The 17083-nt window shown below is 70.4% G+C and carries 18 protein-coding genes and 1 pseudogene; 15 read left to right on the top strand and 4 right to left on the bottom strand.

What is annotated here, in order from left to right:
* Positions 1-61: 61 nt before the first annotated feature.
* Positions 62-961 carry an Abi family protein gene (locus ACEXQC_RS06295; protein ID WP_374819592.1) on the top strand — a complete coding sequence of 300 codons (900 nt, stop codon included), beginning with the start codon at positions 62-64 and terminating at the stop codon, positions 959-961.
* A 13-nt stretch (positions 962-974) separates the two neighbouring features.
* On the opposite strand, the pseudogene dinB reads toward ACEXQC_RS06295, so the two are convergent.
* Positions 975-2217: pseudogene (gene dinB, locus ACEXQC_RS06290) on the bottom strand (DNA polymerase IV).
* Between the two features lie 77 nt (positions 2218-2294).
* On the opposite strand from dinB, the gene ACEXQC_RS06285 reads away from it, so the two are divergent.
* Complete coding sequence (locus ACEXQC_RS06285) at positions 2295-4793, top strand: HAD-IC family P-type ATPase (RefSeq protein ID WP_374819591.1); 2499 nt, start codon at positions 2295-2297, stop codon at positions 4791-4793.
* Here ACEXQC_RS06285 and ACEXQC_RS06280 read toward each other — a convergent pair.
* Entirely contained in the window at positions 4778-5185 is a 408-nt protein-coding gene (locus ACEXQC_RS06280; RefSeq protein WP_374819589.1) for a hypothetical protein, read from the bottom strand. The two genes, ACEXQC_RS06285 and ACEXQC_RS06280, sit on opposite strands and share 16 nt — an antisense overlap.
* Before the next feature lie 169 nt (positions 5186-5354).
* On the opposite strand from ACEXQC_RS06280, the gene ACEXQC_RS06275 reads away from it, so the two are divergent.
* Positions 5355-6560, top strand: a complete 1206-nt coding sequence (locus tag ACEXQC_RS06275) for an IPT/TIG domain-containing protein (RefSeq protein WP_374819587.1) — start codon at positions 5355-5357, stop codon at positions 6558-6560.
* Positions 6561-6563: 3 nt separating this feature from the next.
* Here the strand turns inward: ACEXQC_RS06275 and ACEXQC_RS06270 are convergent, their stop codons facing one another.
* The gene (locus ACEXQC_RS06270; protein ID WP_374819585.1) at positions 6564-7223 is read right to left on the bottom strand and encodes a TetR/AcrR family transcriptional regulator; all 660 of its coding nucleotides are present in this window, start codon (positions 7221-7223) and stop codon (positions 6564-6566) included.
* A gap of 23 nt (positions 7224-7246) precedes the next feature.
* Here ACEXQC_RS06270 and ACEXQC_RS06265 point away from each other — a divergent pair, with 23 nt between their 5' ends.
* The 12 genes from ACEXQC_RS06265 (at position 7247) to ACEXQC_RS06210 (ending at position 16388) form a co-directional block, all read left to right on the top strand.
* On the top strand, positions 7247-8476 hold the full coding sequence (locus tag ACEXQC_RS06265) for an MFS transporter (RefSeq protein ID WP_374819584.1): 1230 nt from the start codon (positions 7247-7249) through the stop codon (positions 8474-8476).
* Positions 8477-8504: 28 nt separating this feature from the next.
* The gene (locus tag ACEXQC_RS06260; protein WP_374819582.1) at positions 8505-9008 is read left to right on the top strand and encodes a hypothetical protein; all 504 of its coding nucleotides are present in this window, start codon (positions 8505-8507) and stop codon (positions 9006-9008) included.
* A complete protein-coding gene (locus ACEXQC_RS06255; RefSeq protein ID WP_374819580.1) occupies positions 9005-9325 on the top strand; it encodes a transcriptional regulator in 321 nt (106 codons plus the stop codon). The genes ACEXQC_RS06260 and ACEXQC_RS06255 overlap by 4 nt, the downstream gene beginning before the upstream one ends.
* A 339-nt stretch (positions 9326-9664) precedes the next feature.
* Positions 9665-10237 carry an alternate-type signal peptide domain-containing protein gene (locus ACEXQC_RS06250; RefSeq protein WP_374819578.1) on the top strand — a complete coding sequence of 191 codons (573 nt, stop codon included), beginning with the start codon at positions 9665-9667 and terminating at the stop codon, positions 10235-10237.
* Between the two features lie 87 nt (positions 10238-10324).
* Positions 10325-10951 carry a hypothetical protein gene (locus ACEXQC_RS06245; RefSeq protein ID WP_374819576.1) on the top strand — a complete coding sequence of 209 codons (627 nt, stop codon included), beginning with the start codon at positions 10325-10327 and terminating at the stop codon, positions 10949-10951.
* A 5-nt stretch (positions 10952-10956) separates the two neighbouring features.
* Entirely contained in the window at positions 10957-12309 is a 1353-nt protein-coding gene (locus tag ACEXQC_RS06240; RefSeq protein ID WP_374819574.1) for a fibronectin type III domain-containing protein, read from the top strand.
* A 2-nt stretch (positions 12310-12311) separates the two neighbouring features.
* Positions 12312-13022: a signal peptidase I gene (locus ACEXQC_RS06235; RefSeq protein WP_374819572.1), complete on the top strand. Its 711-nt coding sequence runs from the start codon at positions 12312-12314 to the stop codon at positions 13020-13022.
* Between the two features lie 190 nt (positions 13023-13212).
* The gene (locus ACEXQC_RS06230; RefSeq protein WP_374819571.1) at positions 13213-13677 is read left to right on the top strand and encodes a hypothetical protein; all 465 of its coding nucleotides are present in this window, start codon (positions 13213-13215) and stop codon (positions 13675-13677) included.
* Positions 13658-13921, top strand: a complete 264-nt coding sequence (locus ACEXQC_RS06225; protein WP_374819569.1) for a hypothetical protein — start codon at positions 13658-13660, stop codon at positions 13919-13921. The genes ACEXQC_RS06230 and ACEXQC_RS06225 overlap by 20 nt, the downstream gene beginning before the upstream one ends.
* Before the next feature lie 66 nt (positions 13922-13987).
* The gene (locus ACEXQC_RS06220) at positions 13988-14647 is read left to right on the top strand and encodes a hypothetical protein (RefSeq protein ID WP_374819567.1); all 660 of its coding nucleotides are present in this window, start codon (positions 13988-13990) and stop codon (positions 14645-14647) included.
* 75 nt (positions 14648-14722) lie between these two features.
* Positions 14723-15394, top strand: a complete 672-nt coding sequence (locus ACEXQC_RS06215; RefSeq protein WP_374819565.1) for a hypothetical protein — start codon at positions 14723-14725, stop codon at positions 15392-15394.
* A 157-nt stretch (positions 15395-15551) separates the two neighbouring features.
* A complete protein-coding gene (locus ACEXQC_RS06210; RefSeq protein WP_374819563.1) occupies positions 15552-16388 on the top strand; it encodes an alpha/beta fold hydrolase in 837 nt (278 codons plus the stop codon).
* Positions 16389-16454: 66 nt separating this feature from the next.
* On the opposite strand, the gene ACEXQC_RS06205 is transcribed toward ACEXQC_RS06210, so the two are convergent.
* A complete protein-coding gene (locus ACEXQC_RS06205; protein WP_374819561.1) occupies positions 16455-17072 on the bottom strand; it encodes a GyrI-like domain-containing protein in 618 nt (205 codons plus the stop codon).
* Between the last annotated feature and the right edge of the window lie 11 nt (positions 17073-17083).

Genomic DNA, 17083 nt, shown 5'->3' with positions numbered 1-17083 from the left:
GGGGCAACAAGACCCGCCAAGGCTCTGCATCGCGCATCCTCAAATCGGCGGGTTCTTTCTTGTGAGCGGTACGGAGCGGATCAGGTTCGAGAAGCCCGCTCGCACCGTCGAGGATCAGGCCCGATCTCTCATCGCCGATGGGCTCGTAGCCAGCGCGGCAGACGTCGCGGCGTTGCTGCAGAGAATGAGCTATTACCGCTTCTCCGGCTACGCCTGGCCTTTCCGGAACGAGGCGACCGGGCGTTTCCTCGCGGGGACCTCGGTGGGCGACATCGCTACCGTGATCGCCTTCGATGAGCAGCTGCGTCAGATCGTCTGGCCGGCGATCGAGGTCGTCGAGGTTCGATTGCGTCGGGCCTTCGCCGATGAGACGAGCCTTGTCATCGGACCGATGGGATACGCAGACGCGGCTCATGCCCACAGCCCGGCGGCCCACGCCCGAGATCTGAGAAAGCTCGCGGAGGCGCTGGCGGAATCAGACGAGGCGTTCGTTGCGCACTTCTTCGACCGCTACAGCGACCCGGTCCCACCGGTGTGGATGGCCACGGAGGTGATGACCCTCGGTCTGCTGTCGCGGTGGTACGACAACCTGGGATCCGATTCGCTGCGGAAATCGATCGCCGGGCACTTCGCGTTGCCCATGCCAGTGCTGCGCAGCTACTTGCGGCAGCTCACCGTGATCCGGAACATCTGCGCCCATCATTCCCGACTCTGGAACCGCCGCCTGTCCGTGACCATCAAGGACATCCTGGGCAAGCCGGTAGAACTGGCCGAAGCGACCGCAGGATCCGATCCGCATCGCATCTTCCGCTGGCTCTCGATCACGGTCTACATCCTCGACCGCATCCGACCGGGCCACTCCTACAAGGACGACCTCCGAGCGCACCTGCTGGCGAATTGGGAGCTGGCGATCCAGATGGATGTTCCGAACGGCTTCGAAAACGACGCGTTGTGGCGTTGACAGCTCCCCACGGTCACTCGTGTTCGGGGAGGAGGGGGGTGGACCAGCCCGGGTCGCGGTCGAGGTGGGTGGCTCGGGCCACGGAGGTGGCGCCGAAGCGGTCGCGGACCGCGTCGAGCACGGTGTCGAGGCTGCGGGTGTCGTCTCGGGCTGTGTCGAGGCGGGTGCTGCCGCGGGGGCCGGTGTCGTTCCAATCGATGGGGAGCTCGGGCTGGAGGCTGACGGTGGGGGCGAGGTGCGAGAGGGAGAGGCCGATGAGGGTGATGCCGCGCACGGCGATCTCCGGCTGGGCGGAGGCGAGCAGCTCACGGGCGACGGTGAGGAGCACCGCCGTGCCGTCGGTGGGGGAGCGCAGCGTGCGTGAGCGGGTGGCCTTCGCGTAGTCGCCGAAGCGCAGGCGCAGCACCACCGAGCGGCACACGCGTTCACCGTCGCGGAGTCGGCGGGCGAGGCGATCGACGATCTGAGTGAGGAAGAGGTCGAGTTCGTCGGCCGTGCGGGGGCGGTTGCCGAGTGCGCGCTGCGACCCGATCGAGCGGCGGCGGCGCGTGGTGTCGACGGGGCGCGGATCGCGCAGCCGTGCGAGGGCGTGGAGGTGGGCGCCGGCGGCGCGCCCCAGGAGCCTCTCGGCGGTCGCGGCCTCGAGCTCGGCGAGCTGCCCGACTGTCGTGACCCCGATGCGGTGCAGCTTCTCGGCGGTCACGGCGCCGACTCCCCACAGCCGCTCCACCGGCAGCGGCAGCAGGAACTCCTCCTCCCGGGAGGGCTCGACCACGAGCAGCCCATCGGGTTTGCTGACGGCGCTCGCGACCTTGGCCAGGAACTTGGTGCGGGCCACCCCGACCGAGATCGTCAGCCCCGCCTCCGCGCGAACCCGTTCCCGAAGCCGCACCGCCACCTGCTCCGGCGTGCCCACGATGCGTCGAAGACCGCCCACCTCGAGGAACGCCTCGTCGATGGAGAGTCCCTCCACGAGCGGCGTCGTGTCGCGGAAGATGGCGAAGACGTCTCGGCTGGCGGCCGAGTACGCCTCCATGCGCGGCGGCACGACGACGGCCCTCCGGGCACAGCTCCCGTGCCTGCCGCCCTCCCATGGCGGTGCGCACCCCGCGGGCCTTCGCCTCGTAGCTCGCCGCGAGCACCACGCCGCCGCCCACGATCACGGGCCGCCCCCGCAGCGCGGGCGAGTCGCGCTGCTCGACCGAGGCGTAGAACGCGTCGAGGTCGGCGTGCAGCACGGTCGCTTCCCCTCGCATGCCGCCTCCTCCCGCCGACCGCTCGCCGACCATCCGCCCCTCGTCCGCCGACCATCCGCCCGTCGTCCGCTGGGCCGATGGTCCCATGCACCGACGACATCCGTTGCTACAGTGAGCGGCAAGCGGGAGGGGGCGCTGTGGCGTCAGCGGGGTTGAGCGCGGCCGAGGTGCAGGAGCGGGTCGCGGCGGGGCACACGAACGTGTTCGTGCAGGACACCAGCCGGAGCGTGTGGAGCATCGTGCGCGCGAACGTGCTCACACTGTTCAACGGCATCATCCTGGTCTGCTTCATCGTGCTGTTCGCGATCGGGCGGTGGCAGGATGCGCTGTTCGGCTTCTCCGCCGTCGCCAACGCCGTCATCGGCAGCGTGCAGGAGTTCCGCGCCAAGCGGGCTCTCGACAGGCTGGCGCTCCTGAACGCACCCCACGCCCGGGTGCTGCGCGACGGGGCCGAAGCCGACGTTGACGTCGCCGCTGTCGTGCTCGACGACACGCTCGTGCTGCGCGCCGGCGACCAGGTGCCCGCCGATGCCGTCGTCGACGCGGCCCGCGGGCTGCAGCTCGACGAGTCCATGCTCACGGGGGAATCCGACCCCGTGGAGAAGACCGCGGGCGACCGCGTGCTCTCCGGATCGGTCGTGGTGGGCGGCGAGGGCACGGCCATCGTCGACCGCGTGGGCGCCGACTCGTTCGCCAACTCCCTCGCGTCCGAGGCCAAGCGGTTCTCGCTCGTGGCGTCGGAGCTCCGGTCGTCGATCAACCGGGTGCTGAAGTGGGTGGCCTGGATCATCGGCCCGATCGCCCTCCTCGTGCTCAACGCCCAGATGATGGCGCAGGGCGGGTGGGTCGAGGCATGGGAGAGCGGCGCGTGGCGTGATGCGGCGACGGCGACCATCGCCTCCGTCGTGGCGATGGTGCCGCTCGGGCTCGTGCTGATGACGAGCATCACCTTCGCGGTCGGTGCGGTCAAGCTCGCCCGTCAGCAGGTGCTCGTGCAGGAGCTGCCCGCGGTGGAGGGCCTCGCGAGGGTCGACCTGATCTGCCTCGACAAGACCGGAACGCTCACGCAGGGCGACATCGTGTTCGACGCCGCGCATCCGCTGGCCGATGTCGACGGCTGGGAGCAGGTGCTCGCCTGGTACGGGGTGCAGAACGACGCCAACGCGACCGCGCGCAGCCTCGCCGAGCCGTTCACCGTGCAGCCGGCCGAAGGGCCGATCGACCGGGTGCCCTTCTCGTCGGCGCGCAAGTGGAGCGCCGTGGTGTTCGGCGACGGAATGTGGATCCTCGGCGGGCCCGAGATGGTGTTCCCCGCCACAGCCGGTGGCAGCCACGATCCCCTGCGCACCCAGCTCGCCACCCGGGCCGCCGAGCTCGCGGCCACGGGCCGCCGCACCCTCGTGCTCGCCCACGGCACCCCGACCGCCGACGAGACCGTGCCCGCGGATGCCGTGCCGGTCGTGCTCCTGACCTTCCGCGAGAACATCCGCCCCGACGCCGCCGAGACCCTCGCCTACTTCGCCGCCCAGGAGGTGGGTGTGCGCATCATCTCGGGCGACAACCCGCAGACCGTCGCCGCGATCGCCCGCGAGGTCGGCCTCGACGCACGCACGGGATTCGACGCGCGCGAGCTGCCCGAGAGCGACGACGAACTCCTGGAGGTGCTCGACGAGTACCTCGTGTTCGGCCGCGTGACGCCCGACCAGAAGAAGCGCATCGTCGTGGTGCTCAAATCCGCCGGCCACACCGTGGCGATGACGGGTGACGGCGTGAACGACGCGCTCGCCATCAAGGAGGCCGACATCGGGGTGGCGATGAACTCGGGCGCGGCCGCCACCAAGGCCGTGGCGCGACTCGTGCTGCTCGACGGCAAGTTCTCGCACCTCCCGAACGTGGTCGCCGAGGGCCGGCAGGTCATCGCGAACATCGAACGCGTCTCGATGCTCTTCCTCACCAAGACCGCCTACGCGACCTTCCTCGCGATCACGTTCGGCATCCTGCTGCTGCCGTTCCCGTTCCTGCCCCGGCAGCTGTCGGTGACGGATGGCCTGACCATCGGCATCCCCGCCTTCTTCCTGGCCCTGCTGCCGAACGCCCAGCGCTACGTGCCCGGGTTCCTCCGCCGCTCACTCACCTTCGCGGTGCCCGCCGGCGTGGCCGTGACCCTCGGCATCGCCTCGTACGCGCGGCTCGCGGCCGACGCGGGCATCCCCGAGAACGAGATCCGCACCGGTTCGACGCTCATCCTGACCATCATCGGGCTGTGGATCCTCGTGGTGCTCTCGCGCCCTGTCACACGGTTCAAGGGGCTCGTGATCGGGGCGATGATGGTGGGGCTCGTGCTGGTCTACACGGTGCCGATCGTGCGCGACTTCCTGCAGCTCGTCGATCCCACCCTGCCCACCGCGCTGCTCGTGCTCGGCACCGCCCTCGCGTCGATCGCGCTCATCGAGGTCGTGCGCTTCGCCCACCGGCGCATCGCCCGTCGCGACGCCGAGCGCGCCACCCTCGCGCGACCCATGGCTCGGGGCCGGGATGCTCAGGCTCGGGATGCTCGGCGTCAGGCCGCGAAGTAGCGGCGTCCAGCACCCAGCCAGAGCGGCAGGATCACGAGCGCCGACACCACCAGCTGCACCGCGAGCCCCGACCAGTCGCCATCGGCGGCGACCACCAGATCGACCACCGCGAGCGCGACCGCCAGCAGCATGAGCACGGTCACGACCGACCGCGAGGCCCTGCTTCCCCTGGCCACCCCGGAGGCGAGCGCGATCACGAACAGTCCGAAGAGCACCATCGCGGCCCCGAGCAGCGTCACCGCGAGTGCGGCCCCGCCCTCCGAGGCCGCGGGGGTGTAGCGGAGGAAGATCGCGAGGATGCCCAGGGCGATCTGGGCGATGCCGGCGATGTAGACGAGCACCACCGCGAAGGTCACGGAACCGGGCCGAGCTCGAACAGCACGCTGCGTCATGCCCCCATCGAACCAGATCGCCGGCCCCCAGCGGAACGGCCTGCCCGAACCGCGGAAATCCCTGAGGAGAGATGTCGGCGGGAATCGACCACGGGCACCGCCGTCTGGCTAAGCTGAGACCGCTGCGGCCAGTCGGGGTGGTCGAGCTGAATCCTGGGGGAATCACATCGTGATCGCACGCGTCCGCAACAGAGTCCTTTCCACCGCCATCGCCATCGGAGCACTCGGCGTCGGGCCGGTGCTCGTGGCCGGCCCCGCCATGGCCGTCGAGCCGCTCGCCGCCGACGAGGGCGGAGTCGTCATCACGATCGCCGCCGCGCAGGCGCTGACGTTCGACATCGGCCCGTTCCAGGTCGAGTCGCTCGAGCAGATCGGCGGTGTGGCCATCGGGATCGACGACCAGGCGGAATCGCTGGTCGACCCCACGGTCACCGACCTCCCGGAGGCCCAGTCGGGAGCGGCGTTCATCTACTGGTCCGCGTTCAGCGACGAGTCGACGGCCGAATCCGATTCGGTCGTCGTCGACGCGAGCTCCGACCTCTTCGGCCTCAACCTCCTGAGCGTCGCCCGCGCAGAGGGCACCGCCGTGTGCCCCGCCGACGGTGCTCCGACGGTCGACGTCGTCACCGAGGGTCTGACCATCCTGGGTGTTCCGGCCACGGTCTCCGCGGAGGAGCCCGTCGCCTCGCAGACGGCGCCGCTGCCCGACGACGTTCCCACTCCCGCCACCGACGACGGTGACGCCACCGTCGATCTGAGCGGGATCGACATCACCGTCACGGTCACCCAGAGCATCACCACCAGCGAGACGGGCGCGGGGGCCGGGGGAGTCGCCGTCGGAGCCGCGTTCACCATCACGGGCACCTACGACGGCCAGGTCTTCACCGACCAGCTCATCGGCGACTTCGTGGTCTCGGCCGTCACGTGCGATTCTCCCGTCAGCGGCTTCGCTGTCACGGCCATCGACCCCGCCTCGGGCAGCACGGCCGGCGGCGAGACCGTCACCATCACGGGCAGCGGCTTCACCCCGGAGACCACGGTGACGTTCGGCGACACCGCGGCGACGAGCGTGGTGGTGGATCCGCTCGGTGACTCGCTCACCGCGGTGACTCCCGCCGGGGCCGCCGGGGCCGCCACGGTCACGGTCGCCATCCCGGGCGGGGAGTCCGGCACCCTCGCCTACACCTACCTCGCGCCGGCACCCAGCCCCACCGCGACCCCCACACCGGCTCCCGTTCCGGCCGCCCCCGGCGGACGGCCCGTGCTCGCGGAGACCGGCGCGGCCCCGGCACCACTTCTCGGCGGCGCGCTCGCCATCCTCGTCGCCGGTGCCGCACTCGCCGCGATCACCCTGATTCGCCGCCAGCGCGCCTGAGGATCAGCCGGCGACGGTCGGCTGCGGGAGCCCGGTTCCTTTCTGCCGGAGCCCGGCGGCCTGCTGCTGGTGGCCGGCGAGGAGTGCCGACGCGATCGTGCGGGCGGTGCCCGTCGGTGCCGTGACGGAGTCGTCGCGCAGACGCATCGCCAGGTCGCCCGACACCACGAGCAGGAGCTGTTCGGCGAGCTCGGGTGCGCGGTCGCCCACGAGCGGCTCCGCGAGTTCGGTGAGGCGGAGCCGGAACCCGAGGGTGTCGGCGCGAACGGCGCGGTCGACCTCGACGGGAGGGTCGGAGTACTCGGCCGACGATCCGAGGAAGGCGCACCAGCGAGCACGGAACGGGCGCTCGCGGAAACGATCGAGAGCGGTGAAGACGGCCAGCAGGCGGCCTTCCGCGGAGGTCTCCTGCTCGACGGTCTCGGTCCAGGTCTGCACCCAGGCCGCCTGACGCCGCTCGAGCGCAGCGGCCACGAGCGCCTCCTTGCTCGGGTACCCGCGGTAGAGCGTGGCGGCGGAGACGCCGGCGCGAGCGAGGACCGCATCGATCGAGGTCGCCGCGATGCCGCGGGTGAAGAAGAGCTCCTCGGCCGCGTCGAGCAGCTTGATCTCCGTGCGGGGTCTGATCGATCCGGTGCGCGCAGCACGGGGTGGGGAGTTCATGGCGCTCAGTCTAGACTCCGAATATGAAACGATCGTTTTCGTTATCCCCGCCGTCTGCGCTGCCGTCTTCCCCTAGGTCTTCGCTGCCGCTCATCGTCGCGAGCGCGGGCCTGATCGCCGCGGCGTACGGACTCGTGCGCTTCGGCTACGGTCTGCTGCTGCCGGAGATGCGCTCCGAGCTGGGCTTCGACGCCGTCACCGCCGGCGCGGTCGCCGCGGGTGCCTCGGTGGCTTACTGCGTGGGGGCGATCATCGGATTCCTCGCGGCATCCAGGGCGGCCCGACTGCTCGTGCTGGGCGCTGGTGCGTTCGCGGGTCTCGGTGCGGCGGGCGTCGCCGTCGCCGGCGAGTTCGTGCCGTTCGCCGTGGGCGCCGTCGTGAGCTCGGTCGGAGCGGGGCTCGCCTCGCCCGCGCTGGTCGGCATCGTGAAGCGATCCGTCTCGTCGGATCTCGACGAGAGGGCGCAGACGATCGTCAACTCCGGAACCGGGCCTGGCCTGATCGCCGCCGGGGTGCTCGCTCTCGCCCTGCTCCCGAACTGGCGGGCCGTCTGGGTCGTTGCGGCCGTCATCGCGCTGCTCACCGCCGGCTCGGTCGCCCTGCTGGATTGCGGGGAGAGTGAGGGCGACGGCGGCCGATCGCGACCGACCGCTCCCTCGGTCGCCTGGCTCGTCGCGCACCGCAGCGCCATCCTCTCCGCACTGCTCCTCGGAGCAGGTTCGGCCGCCGTGTGGAACTTCGGCAGGACCCTCCTCGTCGAGGAGGGCCGCACGGATGCGGAATCGGTGGTGGCCTGGATCGCCATCGGTGCCGGAGGCTCGGCGGCGATCCTCACGGCTCGGTGGGCGGGGTCGAGATCCGCGCGCACGGTCTGGACGATCACGAGCGTCGGAGCCGCGACAGGCACGGTCGGGCTCGCGCTCGGGGCGGCGAGCACCCCCCTCGCGCTGCTCGCGTGTGCGCTGTTCGGATGGGGCTATACGGCGGGATCCGGTGCCCTGATCGCATGGACCTCGACCATCGACGCCCGCCGCGCCGCCACAGGCACGGCCATGCTCTTCGTCGTGCTCATCGTGGGTCAGGCGGTCGGGGGAGTGCTCGTGGGGGCGCTCATCGAGTCGTCGGGCCCCCTGCCGGCGTTCCTCGTCGCCGCGGTGGTCACGGCTGCCGCCGGCATCACCTTCGGCGCCACGCCGGTCGTGCCGGCCGCGCCGGGCGCTGTCAGTTGCGGTGCGCGCCGTCAGTTGCGGTGAGCGCAAGTGAGTGCGTAGAGTTGCGATCATGGCAAACGACTTCAGTGACGACCGACCGGGTACCGGCTCCGGTGGAATGACGCAGGACGAGGCGCGGGCCGCGCTCGGAGAGCTGGAACGCGATGGAGGGGTGCTCGCGGATCGGATCGTGACGCCCGCGTGGTACCACCCGATCCTGGGTCTCATCACCGCCGTGCTCGTGGGCGCTCAGGCGCTTCCGGATGCGTGGCCCATGATCGTGATCGCGCTCGCCATCGTGGCCATCCCCGTGCTCACCACCACCTACACACGCCGATACGGGGTCGCCGTCTCCAAGCCCGCGGGCCCGCGCGGCAGACGCCTGATGCTGGGGCTCCTGGCGGTGCTCATCGCCGGAATGGCCTCGACGCTCGCCCTCAAGCTGCTCGGGCTCGAGCCGTGGTGGGCGCTCCTCCCCGCCGCGGTCACGTTCCTCGCGACCGTCATCCTGGGCCGCCGCTTCGACGACGCACTGCGGCAGGAGATCACTGCGCCGAGCGAGCGGCGACCGTGACCACCGTCTCCGACCCCTCGTTCAGCGAGGTCATCCACGCGCCCCTGCGCCTGCGCATCTGCGGCCTGCTCCGCCACGTCGACGAACTCGACTTCGCCATCATCCGCGACGCCCTGCAGGTCGACGACGCCAAGCTCTCGAAGCACCTCAGGACCCTCGCGGATGCGGGCTTCGTCGCCCTCCGCAAGGAGCGCTCACCCCAGCGCGCCGACGCGCGTCGGCTCACCTGGGTCTCGCTCACGCCCGCCGGCTCCACCGCGCTCGAGGCCCACCTCGCGGCCCTCGCCGACATCGCCGCAGGCAGGCCGCCCCACTAGAGATCGCGGGAGCCGAGCAGTGGCTCCGGTCGGATTCGTACGGCCCCCTTCCTGCCAAAGGCCCCCCAAGGGGGGTCGCCGTGTCGTCCCCCTCTCGTGAGGTGTGCCATACTCGCCTCAAGTGGGTTTCTCTCAGCTCCCCAGCTGTGACCCGTATGCAGATCATCGTCCCCTGCCTGTGCCATTTCTTTGGCATCTCAAGTGCTCCCTTCAGACGGTTTTCTCTCACCGCCCGCGATCCGAGTGACGCTCGTGCACCCTGCGCAGCGCATCCGCTCGCCTGCTGAATGGTTCGTGGACAACACGGCGCCCCGTCGCGGGCGTTCGAAAGGACCCATCATGAACAGCATCCTCAAAGGCACCATCGCCGGCGCAGCCGGTATCGCCCTCCTCCTCGGCGGAGCGGGCACCTTCGCCCTCTGGAACGCCAGTTCGGTGACCGCAGGCGGCACCATCGTGGCCGGCCAGCTCTCGATCGCCCCCTCGAGCACCGAGGCCTCCTGGAGCGTGAACGGCGGAGCCCCGCTGTCGAACCTCGACGGCTACCCGATCGTTCCCGGCGACGTCATCGTCTACACGAAGGACATGGCCATCACGGCGGAGGGAGACAACCTCGTCGCGACCCTCGATGTCGACCCGGCGTCGATCACCGCCTCGTCGACCAGTGTTCCCGCCGATGTCGCTCTCGCCGACTACCTGTCGGCCGGTGCGGTGCTCACCGCGAGCGGAGAAGGCATCTCGGAGGGTTCTGCCCCCTACACGGTCACGGCCGGCGCTGCCGGAGTCTCGCAGACCGTCACGGTGAACGTGACGATCACCTACCCGAAGAGCTCGACCGCGGGATTCGAGAACTCGACCCAGCTCGGGTCGGTCGACCTGAACGCCCTGGCCGTCACACTCACCCAGGTCTGATCCAACGGGCTCCGGCACCTGACCGGATGACGACGAACAGACGATGACGACGAACAGACGATGACGACACCGAGAAGGGGTGACGGGATGACAGCAGCAGCAGCTACCGCAGCAGCACGCACCGGCACACGCCGCGCAGCTGCGCGTCACGCCCGCCCCCGCTCTCGGTTGCGCGGCATCGTCGTGTTCGTCGTGCTCATCATCGGGGGCGCCACGCTCGCGACCGCCGCAGGCGCCTCCGGCACCTTCGCTCTGCTCACCACAAGCGAACCCGCCCTCGCGGAGACCTCCGTGCTCACCTCCGGCACGGCCGAACTGACGGTGTCGACCATCTCGATGCCCACCGACGCCCTCTACCCGGGGGCGACCAGGACGGGGCCGGTCACGGTCACGAACACCGGTGCGGTGCCGCTCTCGATCTCCGTCTCGGGCCTGACCGGTGTCGGTGGGGCCTCCACCTCGCCGTTCGCCGCAGCGCTCGTCTTCGGGGTCGGCGCGGCGTCGTCCGGGGGTTCGTGCACTGCCGGCGCCCCCGCTTCCAGCTGGACGGGCACCTTCGGGGCCCCCGCACCCGGCGCGGTCGCCGTCACGGTGCCCGCCGGTGAGAGCCGGGTGCTGTGCGTCTCGGCGACCCTGCCCCTCGACGCCCCCGCCGCCAGCCAGGGCCAGCCGTCGACCGGCTTCCTCCTGCACCTCGTCGGAACGCAGGTCTGAACGCCATGACCGATTCTCCGACGGGCCTCCGGCCGCGACGGCCACGCGCCTCCCGCGGCTCCCGCATCCTCACCCGCAGCCGTGCTTCGGCGACCGGAGCGGTCATCACCGCTCTCGTCGTGGCCCTCGCCGCACCGCTCGGCATCGCGCCCGCCGGCGCGCCGTCCGCGGCGGCGAGCTGGATGACGACCGAGCACACCGCATCCGCCGTGGTCGCCCCGGGAAAGCTGGCGGTCACCCAGTCGGGCTTCTCCGCGGTGGCCAAGACGTACTCGTCGAGTGCTCTCACCGCCACAGCCCCCATCACCATCACGAACACCGGCACGATCCCTGCCCCCTACACACTCCGACTCGGCGCGCAGGCGGTCACACCCCTGTCGCAAGCGGTCGACGTGCACGTCTGGGCCGTGTCGTCGAGCGCCGGGTGCACCGCCTCCACCGTCGCATCCGGCCCCTCCGCGACCTGGTCGACGGTCGCCGCTCTCACCGGCACCCTGGCGCCCGCGGCGAAGGCCGTCTACTGCGTGCGCACCGCCGTGACGCAGGCCCAGCGGTTCGCGTTGAGCGGAGAGAGCGTGGCAGCGACCTCCGTCGTCTCCGCGGCGCAGGGCTCGTGGACGAGCACGACGACGGCGACCGCGAGCCAATCCGTGGCCGGCACCGTCACACCGGGAGCGACCACCAAGGTCAGCGAGACCGACAGCACCATCTCGCTCACCTGGGCCGCACCGTCGGACACCTCCGCCGTCACCGGGTACCAGGTCTACCGCGGAACCACGCTCGTCGGCACCGTGCCCGCCTCGAGACGACAGTTCACCGACACCGGTCTCACCGTCTCCACCTACTACCGCTACACGGTGCGCGCGATCAGCAGCGCCGCCCCGGGAGCCGCGTCACCCGAGTCCCCGGCCGTTCTGCACGCGACCGCATGGATCACCTCGACGAGCTGGTACTCCATCAAGAACGTCGCGAACCAGCTCTGCGTCTCGGGAGAGCGCGGGGCCTACTACGCGGGAGAGGCTCTCGTGGGAACGACGTGCTCCCCTCGCGCCGACCAGCTGTGGAAGTTCGTGGTCGACGGCCCCTACCTCAAGGTCACGCCCCTCTCGTCGTCGAGTCTCTTCTGGGACAGCCCGAGCGACCACAGTGCCATCTTGCGCACGGCGAGCTCCGTCAGTGCTCAGAAGTGGGAGGTGGTGGCCATCGCACCGGGCTCGGGCACCTTCCTGCTGCGCAACCGCAACAACCTCTGCCTCGACACGGCGGGCGGGCTCACGCCGCGAGGCCATCCCGCGCTGCGCGTCACGGAGTGCACCTCTTCGACGGCTCAGCAGTTCACCCTCCAGAAGGGGGCCTGACCATGGCGGCTCCGAAAGAGGGTGGACTCGTGAGGATGGTCTCGCGGTCGCTCGCTCTCGCCCTGCTCCTCCTAGTGCTCGCGCTCGGGGCGGCTGTCATCGCGGTGCCCCGCATCGCGAACGCCATCCCCCTCACGGTGCTGACCAGCTCGATGGAACCCGGCCTGCCCCCTGGCACGCTGCTCATCGTGAAGCCCGTCGCGACCGACGACATCCGCGTGGGAGATGTGGTCACGTACCAGATCCGACCCAACGTGCCCGGGGTCATCACGCATCGTGTGACGAGCGTCAACCTGGCTGCCGATGGCACCAGGACCTTCATCTTCAAGGGCGACAACAACAGTGTCGCCGACAAGGATCCGGTGGTCGAGGGCCAGGTGATGGGGCGCGTCTGGTACTCCGTTCCCCTCATCGGGTTCGTCAACACCTCGACCGGTGGCAGCGCGAGGGCGTGGTTGATCCCGGTCGGCGCATCCGTTCTGCTGCTCTATGCCGCGGCGACCATCGTGCGGGGCGTCGTGGCCGCTCGGCGCCGGAAGCGGCGAGCGCCCTCCCACGGGGTCGACGAGCAACCACCCGTCAGCGAGCCGGCGCACGCCCTCGACGCCGAGCGCATGGTCGCCGACCCGCGAGGGCAGAGCCGCCACGTCGCGAGAGGGCGCCGCACGACCGCCCACCGCCGTGGCCGCGTCACCCGCAACCCCCCTCGCTGATCACCCGACACGATGCGAGGCCGCCCAGCGATGCACCGACCGCGGTGACGCGGTCGACTCCACCGCGACCTCTTGCGGTGCGGTGCGCGGCGGGTGAAGCTTCTCCCAGGGGATCGGGGGTCACGATGGTGGTGCTGCTGGTGGGCTTGGGCTGCGGCTGCGGCTGCGGCTGCGGCTGCGGGCGGATCGCGTGACGCCGCGCGCCGCGGGGTGGCTGGCGGTCGGCGGATCGGGCGTGCTCGCCGTGCTGGGCGGGCTGGTGATCGCGACTCCGCCGTGGAGCATCCTGGGCGCCCTCGTGCTGGTCGCGGCGACCATCGTGCTGTCGCTCGGGACCGTGTGGCTCCACCGGCGCTCGTGGTCCGATCCGTGGCCGCCCGATGTCGCGCCGTCGCTGCAGACCCAGCTGAAGCTGGCGCGGGTGCGGGAGGTCGTCAACTGCGTACTGCTCGTCGCCATGGTCGCACTCGCCGTCTACGCCGCGGTCACCCAGAACTGGTGGCAGCTGCTCTTCGTCGGGTTCTTCGCGCTCCTCGGCCTCAGCAACCTCAGCCTCAACCGCCGCACCCAGCACCTCCTCCGAGACACCGCCTCGGGGGCTGGTCCGGGTGGGTCGGGTGGCGTACCGTCGGGGCATGACGGGTCGCGACGCTGAGAGGGTGACGGTGCCGCATGTGGTCGGTCTGCCGTTCCATGTGGGGCGCGATGTGGCCTCCGCCGCCGGTGTGACCCTCGCCAATCCCGACCCCGACGGCCCACCCATCGCCGCGCTCGCCTGGCCCGGGCTGTACTACATCACCTCGCAGCACCCGGAGGCGGGCACCGAACTGCACCGCTGGGACTCAGTGGCAGTAGAGGTGGTCGAGCACGACACCGGAGGAGCTCGAGAGCGCTCGTGACGTACCCGGGGATCCTGGACTGTTCGACACGTGTAGGGTGAGGGTCGGCAACAACGGGGGAGCAGGATGAGGGTACGCAGGCGGGTCGCGGCGATCGTGATGGTGGCGGCGGTCGCGTTGACCGCGGCCGGGTGCGTGGGGGAGAGCGCGGCGCCGAGTTCCAGCCCCACAGCCGCGTCCAGCCCCTCGGCGGCGGCGAACCCGAGCCCGACGCCAACGCCCACGCCGACCGGCGCCCCCACCCCCACCTCGACACCCGAGGCCGGACCGCCCTACGATCCCGCCGACATGTCGACGTGGGATATCACCTACACGGGCATCGGCCCGGTGCAGCTCGATCGCCCCGTCGCCGAGGTCCTCGCCGAGGTGGCTGCAGGCGAGGAGGGCTGCCGGCCGGGCGTCGCCTCGTTCTTCGAGAGCGGAGTGGTGGGTGTCGGTGACGGATCCGATCCGGCTCTCATCGCGGTGGCGACCACGGGCCCCAGCAGCAGCCTCGACATCACGCAGAAGCCCAGCACCGATGCCGGCATCGCGGCGGGCTCGACCGTCGACGAGCTGCTCACCGCGTATCCGGATGCGGAGCCGTTCACCGATGCCACCGGACGGCCCGGCTACCGCCTCACCGACGGCTCGAGCTGGATCCACTTCACGAGCGTCGACGGCCTCACCATCAACATCATCGACGTCAGCCGCGCGACCATCAACCTCAAGGAGTACTGCGGCTGATCCGCTGGATCGTCGACTTGAACGCGGTGGGGGCGGGCCAATAGCGTCGAGGGGAGTCGACGAGGAGAGGGTCGCATGGGAGTTCGCCGAGTGAAGGCCGCACGCACGGTCGTTCTGGTATTCGTGGCGCTGACGGGGGCGGTGCTCAGCGGGTGCAGCGGTCAGGTGGGGCAGCCCACGACCGCATCGCGCGTCGGGGAGCCGGAGCCGTCGGCGGCGGCCTCGGAACCGGCGGCGGCACCGGGCGAAGAGCCCGCGACGACCACCGGATCCGACGGCTACCCCACCTGCGACGAGGTGCGGTCAGCGCTCGGCCCGGCCGTCGACGGCCTCATCGAGCTCGACGGCAGCGAGAACGGCGTCAGCACGGGAGCCGACGGCCCGGCACTCACCTGCAGCTGGTTCACGCCGGAGACGGACGGCTCGAGCATCGACGTCTCGCAGTACGGAGCGATCGCGGTGGGGGTCTCGCGCGATCCCGAGTACACCGAGGAGAGCATGCAGCCGCTCGGCTGGAACGTGGAGGACGCCAGGGTGGAGGCCGCGGGCGCCTGGGCGCTCAAGGTCGGCGGCGGGTACGACCCGGCCGCTCAGCTCGACATGACGGGAGTGCAGGTGGTGCGGGACGGCGTCGTGGTGGTGCTGACCTCCGGCGGGGTGGTGCTCCAGGACGTTCCGCAGCTGGCCGCGTTGACGAACGAGTGGGCCATCGGGGCCGGCGTGGCGGTGCTGGAATCGACCTCCTGACGAAGCCCGATTGAACAGTTGTCGGAACCCTGCCGAGACCCGGCGACACGGCGTCACCCCGGGGTTACTGTGGTCGCATTCCTGGCGTCAGCGAGGAATGCAGTTCCCGGCAGTCGTCCCGAGCGCAGCTTGGTTCGACAGAATTTGGAGGTCGATCATGGGGTTCGTGACCACGGATGATGGCGCGGAGATCTACTACAAGGACTGGGGCAGCCACGACGCGCAGCCCATCATGTTCCACCACGGATGGCCGCTCTCGGCTGACGACTGGGACGCGCAGATGCTCTACTTCCTCGACAAGGGCTACCGCGTCGTCGCGAGCGACCGCCGGGGTCACGGCAGGTCGTCGCAGATCGGCACCGGCCACGACATGGACCACTACGCGAGCGACGCCTCGGCCGTGGTCGAGCACCTCGACCTCCGCAACGTCGTGCACATCGGTCACTCGACCGGTGGCGGCCAGGTGGCCCGCTACGTCGCCCAGTACGGCGAGCCCCAGGGTCGTGTGGCGAAGGCGATCCTCGTGTCGTCGGTGCCCCCGCTGATGGTGAAGACCGAGGCCAACCCGGAGGGCACGCCCATCGACGTGTTCGACGGCTTCCGCAGCGCGCTCGCCGCCAACCGCGCCGAGTTCTACCAGGTCGTGGCCGCCGGCCCGTTCTACGGCTTCAACCGGCCGGGCGTCACCCTCTCGCAGCCCGTGGTCGACAACTGGTGGCGTCAGGGGATGATGGGCAGCGCGCTGGCCCACTACGAGGGCATCAAGGCCTTCTCCGAGACCGACCAGACCGACGACCTGAAGGCGATCTCGGTTCCCGTGCTCGTCACCCAGGGCGACGACGACCAGGTCGTCCCCTACAAGGATGCCTCGCTCAAGCAGGCCGAGCTCCTGAGCAACGCGACGCTCAAGATCTACGAGGGCTACCCGCACGGCATGCTCACCACGCACGCCGACGTCATCAACCCCGACCTCCTCGCCTTCATCCAGCAGTAGCCGCACCCGGCACCACTGCACCACCCGTTCGGCGCACCCGGCACCCCCGGGTGCGCCGTTCGGCGCTCACCTCGGTGCCACGGGTTGACGGATGACCGTCCTGAGCTTGGCCGGTTCGGTTCTGCGCGCGTCACTGAGGTAGATCTCGTGATGGTCGCCGTTGAACGTGAGGTCGTGGGCGGGGAGGTAGCGGTCGTGCAGGTCGTCGAGGAGCGGCGTCTCGTCGTCGTAGGAGCCGATGTGCAGGGCTTGAACCGACAGGCCTTCGGCGAGCGTCACGAGACGCAGAAGCCCGAGCGCGCGCACATCCTTCTTCACCGACACCTTCTCGACAGCGGATGCGACCATGTCGCCGATGATCCAGTCGGGCTGGGAGATCAGCATCGTCCAGTCCCACTCGTCCTTCTCGCGTGACCTGAAGGTGCTCATGTCATCCGCCCGCCACAGGCCCTCCAGCGGCCCCACCACGAAGTCACGCCCGAGGTCGTTCCTGCTCGCGAACTTCACCGCGTAGGCGGCCGAGAAGAGGGCCTCGACCGCGTCGGCGTAGTCGCTCGAGGTGTTCGGATCGCCGTGCCCATCGACAGCGATGTACTGGAGCTCAGGCACGTCGACGAGAACGAAGCCCTTCCCGCGCGGCGCGTAGAGCTCCTTGTGGCTCTTCTTGATGTCGTACTTCTCCATGGGCTCCTCCT

Source organism: Herbiconiux liukaitaii, assembly GCF_041927495.1.
GTDB lineage: Bacteria > Actinomycetota > Actinomycetes > Actinomycetales > Microbacteriaceae > Herbiconiux > Herbiconiux liukaitaii.
Note: the sequence above shows the minus strand (reverse complement) of the source record. Positions and strands in the feature narration are given on the sequence as shown.